We start from the raw sequence: 15,403 nt of genomic DNA on the forward strand, positions 1-15,403 counted from the left end.
TCTTCAGCTCACGGATCTTCAGCTCACGGATTTCAATTTGTTCAGGGGTAATCGGAGATGCTTTTGGTGTGCCACCCTGGCGTTCTAGTTTTAACTGTCTCACCCATTTATCCATAGTGGATTTACCTACGTTCATCGCCTTTGCAGCTTCGATGATGCTATGGTTTTTATCGAGGACTAATTGGGCAGCTTCAAGTTTGAATTCAGCAATAAATGTTTTTCTGGTTGTCGATCTCATGTGTTCACCTAAAGTCATCTACGAGGYAATAATATCACCTCTATTTAGGTGGCCAAAATTAGTGTGCCACTACAAACACAAAAAAACCATACACTCCAAGCTGCATATTAGATAACACGGGAGAAGCTGCGCGTGTTGCTAAATCGCGTCCTGCAAAACCTAAGGTAGCGATAACGGCGAATAAAGATGTGGCCTCAAAACCATCAAGTCCTGGACGAATGATCATCAGCACGCCCATAAAACCAATCAATACTGCAAGCCATCTCTTATGACCCACTTGTTCACCGAACAACAATGCCGCGCCAAGCATGGCGATTAAAGGTGTGGCTTGCAAAATAGCGGATGCACTTGAGAGTGGTGTTAACGTGATGGCTAAAGCAAAACAGAATCTGCCGACGATTTCACATAGTGCACGTACTAATATGGGGGTAGACAAGACTGCAGGATGAAGCATAGTTTCACCCTTTCGCCAGGTTAACAGTATAAAAATCAACATTCCACCTAGGCCAAATAACGCTAAAATGAGGCCGATAGAGGTGGTTTCTGCTGCGGATTTGATCAGCATGTCTTCAATAGAAAATGCTGCCATCGCAGCAACCATAAACAGACTACCTTTTCTATTATTCAAAATAAATTCCCTAAATGCTTAGACGTTATCTCTAGTCAAAAAGTTTTGTCATGAGAGTTCTGGTTTCATCAATAAAGGCACAGAAGTTACGATATAGTTTATTAGAATCCAATAGAAACATCATTTTCTGATTGCTATAGCAAGCTTTCTCTGCTTATCTGAATAGGGTTCGTTGCTTAAGTTAGTAATGATTCTGGCTTAAAAATAAATTGAGATAATAAGCATTAGCAAGAAACGATAATAGATACAGAAATGGTTTTTTTATCTATATCAGATGGCAAGTTAAGCCTCTTTTTACCATGAGGATTATGGTTGGTGTATCATTTTAATATTATCAACTTGTGCGGCTAGTCTAAGATATTGATGTCAGGAATGTGCTGCTGTTTTTCAGCTTTTATGATGAATAACATTGTTTGAAAGAGGTCTATATTGTGAGGTTAATTTTATATGTAGTAGTCTTAAGTCAATAATCGGAACGATTAAATAATCCATCAGTTTATTTTACACTAAGTGATTTTGTATTGGGGATTTAGTGTTTTTAGGTTTATATAAAATGAATTTGCGTTGAATAGTACGGGAAAGTTAACTAAATAACTTTGGGGAAATGATTAATCGCTCAACTAAAACTGAGCGATTAATCATATTAACGAAAAAATATTATTGTTTTAAAAATTAACTTTGGATATTAATCGTTACTTTCTCGATGACGATAGGTTCACGGGGCACGTCTTCGTGGCCAGCGACCGTGGAGGTTTTGACTTTCTCAATTTGCTGGATAATGTCCATTCCCGCCGTAACCTTACCAAATACCGCGTAGCCCCAACCGTTATTGGTGGTGGCAGTATGGTCTAAAAAGTCATTATTGGCTGTGTTGATGAAGAATTGCGCGGTGGCCGAGTGAGGCGCATCGGTGCGAGCCATAGCGATTGTGCCTATGGTGTTACTTAGGCCTTTGTTGGCTTCGTTAACGATAGGCTCGTGGGTTGGTTTTTCCTTCATTTTTGCGGTAAACCCGCCGCCTTGGATCATAAAGCCTTTGATCACTCGGTGAAAAATCGTGTGTTCAAAGAAGCCTTCTTCACAATAGCGGACAAAGTTTTTTGAACTGACAGGCGCATGTTCAAAATCGAGTTCTATAGTGATGTCGCCTAGATTGGTGCTAAATGTAATCATGCTAATATCTTCTATCTTAATGAGTTTTTATATCTAATAAGTCACGACTTGTACTGAGTTATTACTTAGTTTTAGGGCCGCTATTCCACGGATTAAAGGGCGCGCTGCGACCTGTTGTCTCGTTACCATTGTCAGTCTGAATAGATTGCGGCCGTGTTACATTGGCTTTAACCTCTGGCTTTGATTTCGCGCTGCGATGCTTTTTCGCATGGGCGGTTTCAAAGGAGCCTTCTTTCGCGGGGCGCGAGGATCTGGCCTCAGGTGCCCGGGCTTTAAAGGTTTTTGGCGTAGTATTTTTGGGCACAAAATCGAGAATAGACACAGGCACTTCTTTGTTCGGCACAAAGCCTTCAATTTCTTTACGCACTATGAGGTGACCTAGACGCCGCTCGATAGCACATAGATTCCTAAAATCATCTTTAGAAACAAAGGAGATGGCTTCGCCGCAGGCGCCTGCACGACCGGTTCGGCCAATACGGTGAATATAATCATCGGCTTCATCAGGCAAATCATAATTGACCACACGGGTGAGGGCGTCGATATCGATACCGCGGGAAGCAACGCCAGTCGCGACTAAAAAGCGTAGTTTGCCAGATTTGAAATCCACTAATAATTGCTCGCGTACCGCTTGGCTGCGACCGCTGTGAATGGCTTCGGCGGCAATGCCACGTTTTTCGAGTTGGCTAACCAGTTTGGCGGCGCCTTGTTTCGTCTGGATAAAGATCAGTGCCTGTTCCCACGCTTGTTCAGTGATGAGTTTGCTTAACAGGGCCGACTTTTTATCTTTATCGACAGTGATCAACCATTGGTCGATTTGCGGTGCATTTGCGCTGTCGCGGGCAATTTCAATTTCGACAGGGTTTTCAACCGCTGTTTTCGCTAAAAAGCGCACTTGCTTAGATAAGGTTGCCGAAAACAACAGATTTTGGCGTTCTGTTGGCAGACGTTCGATGATCTTATTGATGTCTTCGATAAATCCCATATCGAGCATTCTATCGGCTTCATCTAGGACTAATACCGAGATTTCATCGAAATGAATCGCTCTTTGGGTGTACATATCGAGCAATCTACCGGGTGTTGCCACCAGAATATCGACGCCTTCAATAAGACGCTGTTTCTGCGGTGTGGCATCCACGCCACCATACATGGCCATAGACGTCAGCGGCAGGTATTTTGCGTACTTGGCAATATTGTCTTCTACCTGAACGGCCAATTCGCGGGTTGGCGTTAAGATTAATGCACGAACGCGTTTAGCACGGATTTTCGGCATGTCGGCGAACATTTGCAGTATTGGCAACACAAAACTGGCGGTTTTACCTGTACCTGTTTGCGCGCCAGCAAGCAGGTTTTTGCCTTTCAAGATCACCGGAATGGCTTTTTCTTGGATCGGAGTAGGTTGTGAATAGCCGAGCTCAGTGATGGCTCTTAAAATCGGATCGCTTAATCCAAGTTTGGAAAATGGCATTGAATGTCTCAGGTAAAGGGTCAGGTCAATAATGTATAAGCAAACTGTTACGCTAAAGCATGAACAGTGAAGCAGGGCGATATTATAGCAGGAGGTGAAACAGAATAGGCGATTATCATTATTTGTGTGTGTTTGGTAAAGAGGGGCTTATACGTCGAATAGGCGAATGATAGGCGGTAAAATATTGAGAACTTACAATTTTGTAACCGGGCATGTATTCATGGCTAACATAGCTGCAATTATTGGGGCAATATGATTAACTGAGGTAATTTTTGTATGCCTGATAAATCTTAACAAAGGACCCATAATAATGAAAAAAAACGCTATTTCCCTTGCGATAGTGCTATCGCTGGCCAGCCTTGCTGGTTGTCAATCCCATACGAGTCAAACTGCGCCCGTAGTCGCACCTGAAGTTAAAGCCCACTCATTTGAGCAATTTTCAGCATCCTTTATTGATTCATTGTGGGAATTATCACCGACTTGGGCCTTATACAGTGGCAAGCATGTTAACGATGGTTACCTTGAAATCCCCGATGCAGCAGGTCGAGCAAAGACCTTAGCGTTTGTGAAAGCGCAGCAAGCGCAATTGACTCAGTTCGAGCAAAAGTCGCTAACGCCGAATGAGCTGATTGATTACCATCTGATCGACAATTTACTCGGTAGCATGGCATGGGAAATTGACAGTTTTAAATCCTGGCAGTGGGATCCTTCAAGCTACAACGTATCGGGCGGTTTTGCCCAAATCATCAATGAAAATTTCGCTCCATTAGATGACAGATTACGTTCGGTATTAGCGCGTTTAGAAAATGTGCCAGCTTATTATGCTGCCGCGCAGGCGAACATTAGCAAACCAACATTGGAGCACACTGAGTTAGCAGTGCTGCAGAATCAAGGTGCATTTTCGGTTTTTTCCGATGACTTATTAAAACAGGTCGCGGACTCTGGTTTGACTGATGCGGAAAAAGCGTTATTTAAAACGCGTTTCGATACGGCAACTGCCGCGATTAACGGCCATATCGCTTGGTTAGACAAATTAGTGGTTCAACTTAAAAAAGATGGGGCACGTAGTTTTAGAATTGGCGAGGCGTTATATGAGCAAAAATTTGCCTTTGATATCCAAGCGGGGATGACGGCGAAACAGCTATATCAAAAAGCCGTAGCCGATAAAGATCGTGTTCAAGGAGAAATGGCTAAAATTACCGATAAGTTATGGCCTAAATATTTTACTACGCCAAAGCCTTCTGACAGTAAGCTCGCCATTCGCCAATTAATCGATAAATTATCGACTCAGCATGTTCAGCGCGATGAATTCGTGAATGAAGTGCGTAAGCAAATTCCAGAGCTGATTGAATTTGTAAATAAGAAAAAACTAGTCACATTGGATCCTAAAAAGCCACTCGTTGTCCGTGAAACGCCCGAATATATGCGTGGTTATGCCGGTGCATCAATTAGTGCGCCTGGACCCTATGAGAAGTCAGGCAATACTTATTATAACGTGACGCCACTCGATGGCATGAGTGATGAGTCTGCCGAGAGTTACTTACGTGAATATAATCACTGGATCCTGCAAATCCTCAATATTCATGAAGCCATCCCAGGGCACTACACTCAACTCGTTTACTCTAATCAATCTCCGAGTTTAGTGAAAAGTTTATTTGGTAATGGTGCTATGGTCGAAGGTTGGGCGGTTTATACCGAGCGTATGATGTTAGAAGAAGGCTATGGCAATTTTGAGCCTGAAATGTGGTTGATGTACTACAAGTGGAATTTACGTGTTATCTCTAACACTATTTTAGATTACAGTATTCATGTGAAAGGCATGACCGAAGACCAAGCTATTGCCCTGATGATGAATGAAGCCTTCCAACAGCAAGCTGAAGCTGAAGGCAAGTGGCGCCGTGCGACACTTAGTCAAGTGCAACTGACGAGTTACTATTCAGGTTATAGAGAAATCTATGATTTCCGTGAAGAATACAAAAAATCGCAAGGTAAAGATTTTGACCTTAAAACTTTCCACGAAACATTCTTGAGTTATGGTAGTGCACCAGTGAAATATATTCGCCAATTAATGCAGAGCAAATAAGTTCGCATATTGATATAAATCAGCAGAGCTTAGGCTCTGCTTTTTTATGCCAAATCGCTAGACAGGTATAGTGTGAGCTTAACATAAGTTGGCATTGTTACTTATGAAATGAAATCGTTAACACTGTGCGAATAATGAAAGCCGAAAATTCTGCCATATAACCGAAAAAGTATATATTTCGTTATATGGCATATGCAGATGTTAATTAAACAATTTAACTGCGTGGTGATAGAGCACAATGGCGATAAACTTACTTCTTAGATTTAGATGATGCCATCAGCGCTAATACTTCATCGTAAGAAATGTTAAATTCTCTCGACAAGTTAATGATTTTTGTTTTGTAGGTTTGAATATTCTCTTGCTGAGCTAATTGATGTTTCTTTTCTTCAACTAACTCATTAACGGTTTCTTGTAATATCAATAGTCGACGTAAACTATAGTCGAGAGATTTAATATATTTACCCATTTGTTGCTTGTTACGTGCTTGCTCAAGATCCGTTGAGACTTTCTTATCATATCCATACTCATCAAGAGCTGCGATTGCGCTCTGTAAATCAAGATCAGTTGTCATTTGGTTTTCGCTTTATAACAAAGAGGTGTGGGAACAAATTTATGAAACTTTAAAGAGTGTCATAGGACGTTAACTATCGCAGATTATAATGCTTATGCCAATATACACCAAGCCTTTGCACGTTAAAATGAAATAAAAAATTCCGCTGATTTTTGCTTTGACCTTGTCGGGGTCTACAATTATGAGTAGTCTAAAGTTATAGACTATCATGGAGATTCAAATGCTTGATCTACTACCAGATTTATTCGACCACTATCCGTCTAAATTACAGTTACTTCCCCTTGCATTTAAACCCTTTGGTGGTAAACGGCTCTTCTGGGGCGAGATAGTCACAGTAAAGTGCTTTGAGGATAATTCAAAGGTAAAAGAGATACTTGCACAGGATGGGCATGGAAAAGTGCTCGTTGTCGATGGCGGCGGTTCTCTGCGCCGCGCACTATTAGGTGACCTCATAGCGCAGAGCGCCTTAGATAATGGTTGGCAAGGGATAGTGATTAATGGTTGTGTTCGCGATGTGGCGAGATTAAATACTTTCAGCTTAGGTGTCTTTGCCTTAGGGGCTATGCCGATAAAAACCGAAAAGTTAGGTCAAGGCCAAATTAATGTGGCTGTCGATATGGGGGGCGTGACGGTTAAGCCTGGTATGATGCTCTATGCTGATGAAAATGGTATTGCAGTAAGTGATGAAATGTTGAACTTTGCATTTTTAAATTAACATTTCTAAATGCATTAGTTGCTATAAATTCAAGTTGTTTTTGATAAGGATATTTATATGAAATTCATTAAGTGGCTCTTAGCCTTAATGGTGACGCTCATTCTTTTAGTTACCGTTTATCTCACCGTCTTTTTCGACCCTAATGATTTTAAACCTGAAATAGTCGATGCCGTAAAAAAACAAACGGGTCGTGAATTAGTCATTTCTGACGATTTATTTTGGACATTTTTCCCTGTTATAGGTATTAATTTAGGAGGGGTGTCTTTATCTAACCCTGAAGGCTTTACGCCTAAGGCTATGTTAGAAGTCAAAAAAGCCGTTGCTGAAGTGGCGCTAATGCCGTTGTTTAGTCAGAAAATTGAAATTGCAGAATTGAGTCTCGATGGCGCAACGATCAATTTAGTCACCCGTAAAAATGGCACTAGCAGTTTCGATGGGTTGAGTGGCGATAATAGCCCAAAAACTGCGTCTCCAGCTGCCGCCGAATCCTCATCGAATGCCAAACTTAACGACATTAATATTGGTGGCATTTCTATCACCAATACCCAAATTAATATGATTGACGAAGCTAATAAGCAGACTCAAGTCTTTACCTTAAGTAGCTTCACCCTAGGTGAGTTCTCCTTAGATAAATTTGCGCCTATCGCCTTTGAATTCAGTGCAACTATGCCGGATATGACGATAAGTAGCGAAGCTAAAGGTGAACTAAAACTCAGTCGAGACTTTAAACAACTCGTTATCAATGGGCTGAAAATTGATACTGTGGTGGAAGGTGAGAGTATTCCGAACAAGAAACTCGAAACATCTGTCAGCTTAGCAACTCAAATCGCCCTTGATAAACAGCAATTGTCCGTCGATATTGCGCAGCTTACCGCGGCGAGCATTACCGCTGCGGGTAAAGTAGGTGTTAATTATGGTACGAAAATTCCACAAATTAATGCTGATTTTCAAGTTGGCGATATTGATTTAGATACACTGTTACCTAAAACAGAGGCCACCGCCACCGCCACCGCTGAACAAGCGCTAGCAGCAAACACTCAGGCAGTTGAGCCTGATCTCTCAGCCCTTAAGCAGCTTGATGTAAAACTCAAGTTGACTGTTAAGTCTATTAAGGTCGCGAATCTGTCGACTCAAAATTGGTTAATGGATGTGGGCATTAAAAATGGCGTGTTAGATCTGACGAAATTGAATGCGGATTTATATCAAGGTCAGTTGCTGGTGAGCGCTCAGGTTGATGCTCGTCAAGCAGTGGCGAGTTATCAATTTGATAAAAAAGTGACGGGCGTACAAATTCGTCCTTTGCTGAAAGATGCGGCGGATGTGGATTTATTGGCCGGTACAGCCAACTTTGATGTGAAGGGGAAAGGTAAGAGTTTGATCCCTGAGCAGTTAAAGAAAAACCTGTTAGCGAATGGTCATTTTGATATTAATGACGGTGCTCTGTACGGGGTAAATATTCCACAGATGATCCGCAGCGCCCAAGCTAAGTTAAAGGGCGACTTATCGCCAGAAACGAAGGCGGAGCGCAAAACTGACTTCTCGAGTCTGACGGGCAGTTTCTCGTTGGATAATGGCGTTGCCACGAATCCAGATCTTGCCTTGTCTTCGCCTTTACTGCGTTTGGATGGTAAAGGCACTGCGAATTTATTGACTGAAGCCTTGGACTACAGACTAACCGCTAGCCTAGTGAATTCATTGAAGGGTCAGGGCGGTAGCGACAAAGATGCGCTGGCTGGAGTTGATATTCCGTTGGCCATTACAGGCACTTTCCAAAAACCTGAATATGCTTTGGATACTAAAGCCTTACTGAATAATCAGCTAAAGGAAGAAACCGACAAAGCTAAGGAAAAATTAAAAGACTCCTTATTGAAAAAACTAGGCGGTTTCTAATGGTTGCTTCAACGCGTTACGCATTACTTGTTTGCGCGAGTGCTTTTGTCGGCTGGCAACTTGTTGGGTGCTCGGCGCCCGAAGCCGCTGATACGAGTCAGTCAACCAAGGGTGAGACTACAACAGCTGCGGCCGTTCAGCCTGAGATTATTCGCGCTGCCGATCTGGCGCTCGATGTTTCTGGGCTTAAAAGCACTCCGACATTAAAGGCTGAACCTGTGATGGCAGAAAAGGCACAAGGCCTGCTTCGCGGTGAATTAACTTTAGAACCTTTTATCGATTTTAAGCAGCCGGTTAAGGCGACATTGACTGTGACAAATCCACAAACCTATGCAGTCGGCCTACGTTATAACTCTGGGATGACGGCGGATTTGTGGTTGGTAACGCAAGAGGGCAAACGTCTGTGGGCTTGGTCGGATGATATGATGTTTACCCAAGCATTACGTGATAGCCAATTGGCGGCAGGGAAAGTGATCACGACTTCATTTAGTATTCCGCCCAAAGCATTTGCAGGAATACCTGCAAATGGTGCTCGCTTAGAAGCGCATTTTGCTGCTAAAGCGTTAGAGTATGATGCCGTTGTTATGGCGCCCGTTGTCTTATTACTGACGATGGAATAACGTCGCCTCTCATAATAGAGAAAGCCCGTAATAGAAAAAGGCAGCAATCCGATAGGGTTGCTGCCTTTTTGTTATCTATGGCTCAATTTTGCTTAGGATTTATAGCACTAATCCGTTCGAACTATGTGCTAGTTTAGTCCTTACGCACTCAACTTAGTTTCATCAACCACTAATTTGATCACTTGGCCTGGTTGTAAATACTGTGATTGCGCTAGGCTATTCCACTCGAGTAGCTCGGCAACAGTTACGTTAAATTTATTGGCGATACGGGCAAGTGAATCACCGGATTTTACCTTGTAACTAACAGTACGAACAGTACGAATTTGCGCGGTTTGCTCAAGCTCCTTTGGTGCTAAGATCACTAACTTCTGACCGTTTTGTAGCTTGATATTCTTAGCCAATTTGTTCCAAGTGCTGAGTTGTTTCACCGTCACTTTATGGGCTTGGGCTATTTCTGAGAGTGTGTCTCCTGAATTAACCTGATAAGCAATTTTTGTTGATTCAACTGCAGCATGTGATTTTTTCGGCAATTGCTGCTTAGTTGACAGGGCATAAAGCTGCTTGTCTTGCGCATCGACAGGAATAATCAAATGCTTGCCTGCGACGATCGTGTTGCTTTTCATGCCGTTTGCGGCGCGAATAGCGGCAACGGTCGTATGGTGCTGCGTAGCAATTTTGCCAATGCTATCGCCAGATTTGATCGTGTAACGTAACCAGCTGATCCTATCTTCGGTTTCTGTTTCAGCAAGCGCTTTTTTAAATTCTTCCGATTTATCAATTGGTAGCACTAAGGTGTGCGGACCAAGTGGCGATGTAGCCCAGCGGTTATAACCTGGGTTGAGTTTTTGTAACTCAAGCGTGGTCATATTGGCAAAACCTGCCGCCATGGCTAAATCAATTTGGCTATCAATATCAACCACTTCAATAGTCGGATTGTTGTCAATTGGCGCTAAAGAAATACCATATTCATCAGCGTGTTTAATGACTTCTGCCAGTGCGAGCAGTTGCGGCACATAGCGCTCCGTCTCTCTGGGCAAATCCAATGACCAAAAATCCGTTTTTAAGCCTTTTTTCTCGTTACGTTTGATTGCATTGAGCACCCGTGATTCACCCGAGTTATAGGCAGCAATAGCATAAAGCCAATTGTTATTGGTTTTATCGTAGAGGTATTCCAGCATATCGAGCGCCGCAGTCGTTGATGCGGGGACATCACGGCGACCGTCATACCACCAGTTCATTTCTAAACCGAAATGACTGGCCATAGGTGTGGTAAATTGCCACAGACCCGATGCCGCGCCAGTCGATGATGCGGATGGATCAAAGGCGCTTTCAATTATGGGTAACAAAGCTATCTCAATAGGAAGATGACGCTTTTCAAGTTCTTCTACAATCATGTACATATAAGGTGCAGCACGTTCCGAGATGATCGCCAGATGCTGTGGATTTTTGATGTACCAATCACGGTATTGATTCACCAATTTTTGATCTGGAACTGGTAACTGCATGCCCTGACGAATTCGCTCCCACACATCGGTAATTTGCGCCGATGGAGCCTCGGTTGCGAGGTAATATTCTGGGACTGTATTTTCGGTTGTGACGGCTTCAACTTCTGTTTGGTTAACGCCATGGTTGTCTAATGTTTGACAGCCTGTGAGTAGGGCAAATCCCCCTACAACAACATAAAGTGATACTCTCATTGAAAACGGTAGTCCTCTGTTAGTGCATCGCTTTTCTTTATAGTAACAGTATGTTTTATATGAAGATAAAGACGACGCAGCGCGCAAAGTTTTCACGCAAAACGAGCCATTCTATGGGATCTTTTCGATCTTGTCCCTTAATTATCGTACATAATGTAAGGCCATTTTTGACTTACATCATCAAAAATGAGAAAAACTGTTTGAATTTCAATCTATAATATTGCTTTTGTGATCAAAAATTATCTTTCCACTGTCTGAGTAAGGTAAAACCGCTGAGTTCGTCTAAATTTGCGTGATTTAGACCGCTAAAATGCTGTTTTATGTTATCGACAATTTCAGTGTCGCTTGGGCGTAAAAAGGGATTGATGGCGCGTTCTAAGGCGATGGTGGAGGGAATAGTCGCTTTGTCTTGGCGACGTAACTGCATCGCGCGTTCGTTATAGTCTTGGAGCTCGCGATTGTTGGGATTGACCGCGAGGGCAAATTTGAGGTTTGAAAGTGTGTACTCATGGGCACAATAAACCCGAGTGTCGGCGGGAAGCTGGGCAAGTTGCTGTAGTGAGTTGAGCATTTGCGCTGGCGTGCCTTCAAATAAGCGTCCGCAGCCGCCGCTAAACAGGGTGTCACCGCAAAATAAGGCATCTTCAACAACGTAGGCTATATGTCCTGCTGTGTGGCCTGGTACATCTAAGACTTGCAGCTCAGCGCTGAGATACTCCAGTGTGAATTTGGGCTTGGCTTTTGCGTGCAGTGGATGTGTGATGCCTTCGATCTTCTCATTATCTGGGCCATAAACCGTGAGTCTATTATGACTATAGGCTTGAAGCGCTGCTACGCCACCCGTATGGTCATTGTGGTGGTGGGTCAGTAAAATACCCGCTAGCGTGAGTTGATTGGCTTGCAGGTAGTCAATGACCACAATTGCATCGCCGGGATCGACAACATAAACCTGAGTATGGGGCTCTTGTTGTAACACCCAGATATAATTGTCATTAAAGGCTTTGATCGCTGTTATAGTGAGCATAGAACTGCCTATGTCTGTATTTCAATTTGAAGATAAAGGTATTATCCATGAGTGAACGGCCCTTGGCGATCTTTGCCGCTTTTGCCCTGTGGCAGAATGTTGGTCATCTTTGACCCCATTGGATACTTGTCTACCCAACTAACGGAGGAACTCTGTGTCGCATTTTAGTACTGAGCTCAAGCCCGAACAATGGAGTGACCTACCCAATGGTGAGGCACTACAGCAAGCCGTAGCTAAACAGCTTGAAGATTGGTGGCCAAGAGTCTTTGGTTATCATTTATTAAAGTTAGGGCCTTTGAGTGCCGAATTGTCGAGCATGGCATCGTCAGTCGCCCATCATTTTTCACTCTCGCCATCTAAAGGGGCCTCTATTGAAGGCGATTTTTGCCATCTACCCCTGCAGAATGCGGCGATAGATGCGGTGGTAATGAGTCTATTGCTCGAATTTGAACCCGATCCTTACCGTATTCTTCGCGAAACCGATAGGGTACTCATCGCCGGAGGCTATCTTTTTATCGTCGGTTTTAATCCCTTGAGTCCAGTATTTTTGGGTAAGTTATGGCCTAAATATCAGGATTGTCTTCCTTGGAATGGCCGTTTTTTTATGCCTTCGAGGGTGCGAGATTGGTTAGGTTTATTAGGTTATCAAGTGGTGGGGGATGAGCGTTTGGTCTACCACCCATTAATGGGCGAGTTTACCCAAGGTAGATTTTTTCAACAGAGTTTAGCGTCATGGCTTCCTAGCGCGGGCAGTTTGTATTTGATTGTGGCACGTAAACTCGAGTCGCCACTCACACCTATTCGCGATAAACGTAAGGTGCGGCAGACAAATTGGACCACGGCGCCGACAGCGGGTCGTTCGGAGCATTTATCAGAGCATTCGGAAAACTGACAAGCCATTTCCATTTTAAGTACAGGTTTTTATATGCGGATCACCTTAAGACAACTGGCAGTATTTGAGGCTGTGGCACGTAGCGGCCAAGTCGCAAAGGCGGCTGAACAAGTGAATTTATCACCACCGGCGACATCTATGGCCTTGGCTGAATTAGAAAAGCAGCTAAATGCCCGCCTATTTGAACGTATTGGCAATCGATTACAGCTTAACTCCCAGGGTAATTTACTGCTGCCATTGGCAACGGATCTATTACACCGTGTTGAACAAATTGAGCAGGCATTTACTTATCATGGTGGTGATCTGGTTGGGCGTTTAAGCATCAGTGCCAGTTCGACAATCGGTAATTATCTGATGGCGAAAGCCGCAGTGGCATTTTGTCAGCAACATACTCAAACCCATGTGGATGTGGCGATTACTAATACTCAAGATGTGATCCTAGCGGTTGCTCAGTTCCGCTCTGAAATGGGCTTTATTGAAGGCCATTGCACTGACAATCGTTTGAGTGTCGAGGCATGGCATAAGGATAGGCTGCTGGTGTTTTGTCATCCGGCGCATCCTCTGGCGGGGAAAGTGGTTAAACCTGCAGCTGTTAAAGGTCTGTCTTGGGTGCTACGTGAGGAAGGATCGGGCACTCGCGAATATTTTGTAAATGCCGCCAATGAGTTGGATATGCAGCCGGAGGCTAAATTCTGCTTTACTACGCCGGATGCGATTAAATTGGCTGTGAAACAAGGTGCTGGGCTTGGGGTGTTATCTGAGCTGGCGCTGGAGAAAGAAATCAGTCGTAAAGAGTTGGCGTTAGTCACGATTGAGGGACTCGTACTCGAGCGGCAGTTTTATCGCATCACCCATAAGAGCCGTCAGGCGACATCCCTAGGTCAAGCTTTTGTGCTGTTTTGTGAGAATTTTTTCAATATTGCAGGTGTGGAACTGAAATAAACCGTTTGATAGCAATGGCCCTCGTAAACAGTGAGCTTAAGCGATTTATTTAAAAGGTTAATTTTGACGGTAAGCTTAAACTGTGAGATGAATCGCGAATTAAATCATCACGCCCAAGTACTTAACTTAGGCGTGATTGCATCGAACTTACTTTTTCGCACTTAGCGAGTTTACACTGAGTGGCACTGGGTTAAGGCTGATAACCTAAATCGGGTTGGGTTGGTTTAGATTCTGCCGCGGTGCGAGCTAACACATCGCAACGTTCGTTTTCGGCGTGGCCTGCATGACCTTTAACCCATTGCCAGTCGATAGTGTGCATCTGTGAGGCTTTATCTAATCGTTTCCATAGGTCAACGTTTTTGACTGGGGTACGGTTTGATGTCATCCAACCTTTTTTCTTCCAGCCATGTATCCATGTCATTATGCCTTGGCGCATATATTGGCTGTCGCTGGTGAGCACGACTTGGCAAGGCTCTTTCAAGCTTTCTAACGCTATGATTGGGGCTAACAATTCCATGCGATTATTGGTCGTGAGCGCAAAACCGTCGGACATCTCCTTTGTATGGCCTTTATAATTCATTACAATGCCATAGCCGCCAGGACCGGGATTGCCTAAGCAAGAGCCGTCGGTGAAGATGTGGATCAGTTTTAGTTCAGTCATCAAATTGTTACCATAGCCGGGAATTTCGGCCGAGTATAACTAAAAATTGTCATAAGAAGCGCATAAAAACATGAATATTATCTCTAATGCTAGCCGTCAGGTTATTTTAGATACCGAAACCACAGGTATGAACCAGGGCAGCGGCGCCATCTATTTAGGTCATCGGATCATCGAGATTGGTTGTGTGGAAGTGGTAAACCGTCGTTTGACGGGGCGTTATTACCATCAATATATCAATCCTGGTCAAGCAATTGATCCCGAAGCTATCGCTGTTCACGGTATTACCGATGAGCGCGTTTCCAAAGAGCCGCGTTTTCATCAAGTTGCTCAAGACTTTATCAACTTTATCGACGGCGCTGAAATCGTCGCCCATAACGCGAACTTCGACGTGAGCTTTATGGATCATGAGTTTTCACTGTTGCAGCCGCGTGGACCAAAAACCGCTGATATTTGTCAGATCCTCGATACCTTAGAAATTGCTAAGTTCCTGCATCCCGGCCAGAAAAACAATCTCGACGCTCTCTGTAAGCGTTACGGTGTGGATACGTCTCGCCGCGAGTACCACGGCGCTTTACTCGATGCCGAGATCCTCGCCGATGTTTATTTGATCATGACAGGCGGCCAGACAAAGTTTAATTTGTCTAACGAAGAAGCGGGGCAGGAAGCGGGGGGGATCCAACGTTTTGATCCGCAATCACTTAATCTTAAAGTGATCGGCGCATCGGCCGATGAATTGACTATGCATGAACAACGCCTTGATTTAGTCGCAAAATCAGGTAAATGCCTCTGGAGAGGATAGAAGAA

At 43.8% G+C, this 15,403-nt stretch carries 15 protein-coding genes; 7 read left to right on the forward strand and 8 right to left on the reverse strand.

Annotated elements, in window-relative coordinates; translation table 11 throughout:
- The 4 genes from L5M28_RS12700 to L5M28_RS12715 form a co-directional block, all read right to left on the reverse strand.
- A partial coding sequence (locus L5M28_RS12700; RefSeq protein ID WP_263203492.1) for a transposase occupies window positions 1–238 on the reverse strand: 238 nt, incomplete at its 3' end.
- Between the two features lie 58 nt (window positions 239–296).
- Complete coding sequence (locus L5M28_RS12705) at window positions 297–866, reverse strand: DMT family transporter (protein ID WP_263203494.1); 570 nt, start codon at window positions 864–866, stop codon at window positions 297–299.
- Window positions 867–1,538: 672 nt separating this feature from the next.
- On the reverse strand, window positions 1,539–2,039 hold the full coding sequence (locus L5M28_RS12710) for a peptidylprolyl isomerase (protein WP_263138382.1): 501 nt from the start codon (window positions 2,037–2,039) through the stop codon (window positions 1,539–1,541).
- A 61-nt stretch (window positions 2,040–2,100) separates the two neighbouring features.
- Window positions 2,101–3,504 carry a DEAD/DEAH box helicase gene (locus L5M28_RS12715; protein WP_263166337.1) on the reverse strand — a complete coding sequence of 468 codons (1,404 nt, stop codon included), beginning with the start codon at window positions 3,502–3,504 and terminating at the stop codon, window positions 2,101–2,103.
- A 310-nt stretch (window positions 3,505–3,814) separates the two neighbouring features.
- Here L5M28_RS12715 and L5M28_RS12720 point away from each other — a divergent pair, with 310 nt between their 5' ends.
- Entirely contained in the window at window positions 3,815–5,587 is a 1,773-nt protein-coding gene (locus L5M28_RS12720) for a DUF885 domain-containing protein (RefSeq protein ID WP_263195733.1), read from the forward strand.
- Between the two features lie 250 nt (window positions 5,588–5,837).
- On the opposite strand, the gene L5M28_RS12725 is transcribed toward L5M28_RS12720, so the two are convergent.
- Window positions 5,838–6,158, reverse strand: coding sequence for a hypothetical protein (locus L5M28_RS12725; protein WP_028760093.1), 321 nt, complete (start codon window positions 6,156–6,158; stop codon window positions 5,838–5,840).
- A 220-nt stretch (window positions 6,159–6,378) separates the two neighbouring features.
- On the opposite strand from L5M28_RS12725, the gene L5M28_RS12730 reads away from it, so the two are divergent.
- The 3 genes from L5M28_RS12730 to L5M28_RS12740 are packed head-to-tail and all read left to right on the forward strand — an operon-like array spanning window position 6,379 to window position 9,383.
- Window positions 6,379–6,873, forward strand: coding sequence for a putative 4-hydroxy-4-methyl-2-oxoglutarate aldolase (locus L5M28_RS12730; RefSeq protein ID WP_028760092.1), 495 nt, complete (start codon window positions 6,379–6,381; stop codon window positions 6,871–6,873).
- 57 nt (window positions 6,874–6,930) lie between these two features.
- A complete protein-coding gene (locus tag L5M28_RS12735) occupies window positions 6,931–8,763 on the forward strand; it encodes an AsmA family protein (RefSeq protein ID WP_263203495.1) in 1,833 nt (610 codons plus the stop codon).
- Window positions 8,763–9,383: a BsuPI-related putative proteinase inhibitor gene (locus L5M28_RS12740; protein ID WP_263195735.1), complete on the forward strand. Its 621-nt coding sequence runs from the start codon at window positions 8,763–8,765 to the stop codon at window positions 9,381–9,383. Before L5M28_RS12735 ends, L5M28_RS12740 begins: the two co-directional genes overlap by 1 nt.
- A gap of 140 nt (window positions 9,384–9,523) precedes the next feature.
- On the opposite strand, the gene L5M28_RS12745 is transcribed toward L5M28_RS12740, so the two are convergent.
- Both L5M28_RS12745 and gloB read right to left on the reverse strand, forming a co-directional pair.
- Window positions 9,524–11,080 carry a LysM peptidoglycan-binding domain-containing protein gene (locus L5M28_RS12745; protein WP_263195736.1) on the reverse strand — a complete coding sequence of 519 codons (1,557 nt, stop codon included), beginning with the start codon at window positions 11,078–11,080 and terminating at the stop codon, window positions 9,524–9,526.
- Window positions 11,081–11,312: 232 nt separating this feature from the next.
- A complete protein-coding gene (gene gloB, locus L5M28_RS12750) occupies window positions 11,313–12,104 on the reverse strand; it encodes a hydroxyacylglutathione hydrolase (protein ID WP_263195737.1) in 792 nt (263 codons plus the stop codon).
- Window positions 12,105–12,258: 154 nt separating this feature from the next.
- Between gloB and L5M28_RS12755 the strand changes: the two genes are divergently transcribed.
- On the forward strand, window positions 12,259–12,996 hold the full coding sequence (locus L5M28_RS12755) for a class I SAM-dependent methyltransferase (protein ID WP_263195738.1): 738 nt from the start codon (window positions 12,259–12,261) through the stop codon (window positions 12,994–12,996).
- A 33-nt stretch (window positions 12,997–13,029) separates the two neighbouring features.
- Complete coding sequence (locus L5M28_RS12760) at window positions 13,030–13,938, forward strand: LysR substrate-binding domain-containing protein (protein ID WP_198573303.1); 909 nt, start codon at window positions 13,030–13,032, stop codon at window positions 13,936–13,938.
- Window positions 13,939–14,128: 190 nt separating this feature from the next.
- Here the strand turns inward: L5M28_RS12760 and rnhA are convergent, their stop codons facing one another.
- On the reverse strand, window positions 14,129–14,599 hold the full coding sequence (gene rnhA, locus L5M28_RS12765; protein ID WP_006081489.1) for a ribonuclease HI: 471 nt from the start codon (window positions 14,597–14,599) through the stop codon (window positions 14,129–14,131).
- A 70-nt stretch (window positions 14,600–14,669) separates the two neighbouring features.
- Here rnhA and dnaQ point away from each other — a divergent pair, with 70 nt between their 5' ends.
- The gene (gene dnaQ, locus L5M28_RS12770; RefSeq protein ID WP_263203496.1) at window positions 14,670–15,398 is read left to right on the forward strand and encodes a DNA polymerase III subunit epsilon; all 729 of its coding nucleotides are present in this window, start codon (window positions 14,670–14,672) and stop codon (window positions 15,396–15,398) included.
- Window positions 15,399–15,403: the final 5 nt, after the last annotated feature.

Origin of the sequence: Shewanella sp. SW32 (assembly GCF_025653365.1) — a bacterium.
In the GTDB taxonomy this organism is placed as follows: domain Bacteria; phylum Pseudomonadota; class Gammaproteobacteria; order Enterobacterales; family Shewanellaceae; genus Shewanella; species Shewanella oncorhynchi.

What these genes read in the sequence shown, in the direction of transcription:
- L5M28_RS12735 (WP_263203495.1), top strand. Translation starts at nt 6,931, where the DNA reads ATGAAATTCATTAAGTGGCTCTTAGCCTTAATGGTGACGCTCATTCTT.
- L5M28_RS12760 (WP_198573303.1), top strand. Translation starts at nt 13,030, where the DNA reads ATGCGGATCACCTTAAGACAACTGGCAGTATTTGAGGCTGTGGCACGT.
- dnaQ (WP_263203496.1), top strand. Translation starts at nt 14,670, where the DNA reads ATGAATATTATCTCTAATGCTAGCCGTCAGGTTATTTTAGATACCGAA.
- L5M28_RS12745 (WP_263195736.1), bottom strand. Translation starts at nt 11,080, where the DNA reads ATGAGAGTATCACTTTATGTTGTTGTAGGGGGATTTGCCCTACTCACA.
- L5M28_RS12715 (WP_263166337.1), bottom strand. Translation starts at nt 3,504, where the DNA reads ATGCCATTTTCCAAACTTGGATTAAGCGATCCGATTTTAAGAGCCATC.
- L5M28_RS12720 (WP_263195733.1), top strand. Translation starts at nt 3,815, where the DNA reads ATGAAAAAAAACGCTATTTCCCTTGCGATAGTGCTATCGCTGGCCAGC.
- L5M28_RS12740 (WP_263195735.1), top strand. Translation starts at nt 8,763, where the DNA reads ATGGTTGCTTCAACGCGTTACGCATTACTTGTTTGCGCGAGTGCTTTT.
- L5M28_RS12710 (WP_263138382.1), bottom strand. Translation starts at nt 2,039, where the DNA reads ATGATTACATTTAGCACCAATCTAGGCGACATCACTATAGAACTCGAT.
- rnhA (WP_006081489.1), bottom strand. Translation starts at nt 14,599, where the DNA reads ATGACTGAACTAAAACTGATCCACATCTTCACCGACGGCTCTTGCTTA.
- gloB (WP_263195737.1), bottom strand. Translation starts at nt 12,104, where the DNA reads ATGCTCACTATAACAGCGATCAAAGCCTTTAATGACAATTATATCTGG.
- L5M28_RS12725 (WP_028760093.1), bottom strand. Translation starts at nt 6,158, where the DNA reads ATGACAACTGATCTTGATTTACAGAGCGCAATCGCAGCTCTTGATGAG.
- L5M28_RS12730 (WP_028760092.1), top strand. Translation starts at nt 6,379, where the DNA reads ATGCTTGATCTACTACCAGATTTATTCGACCACTATCCGTCTAAATTA.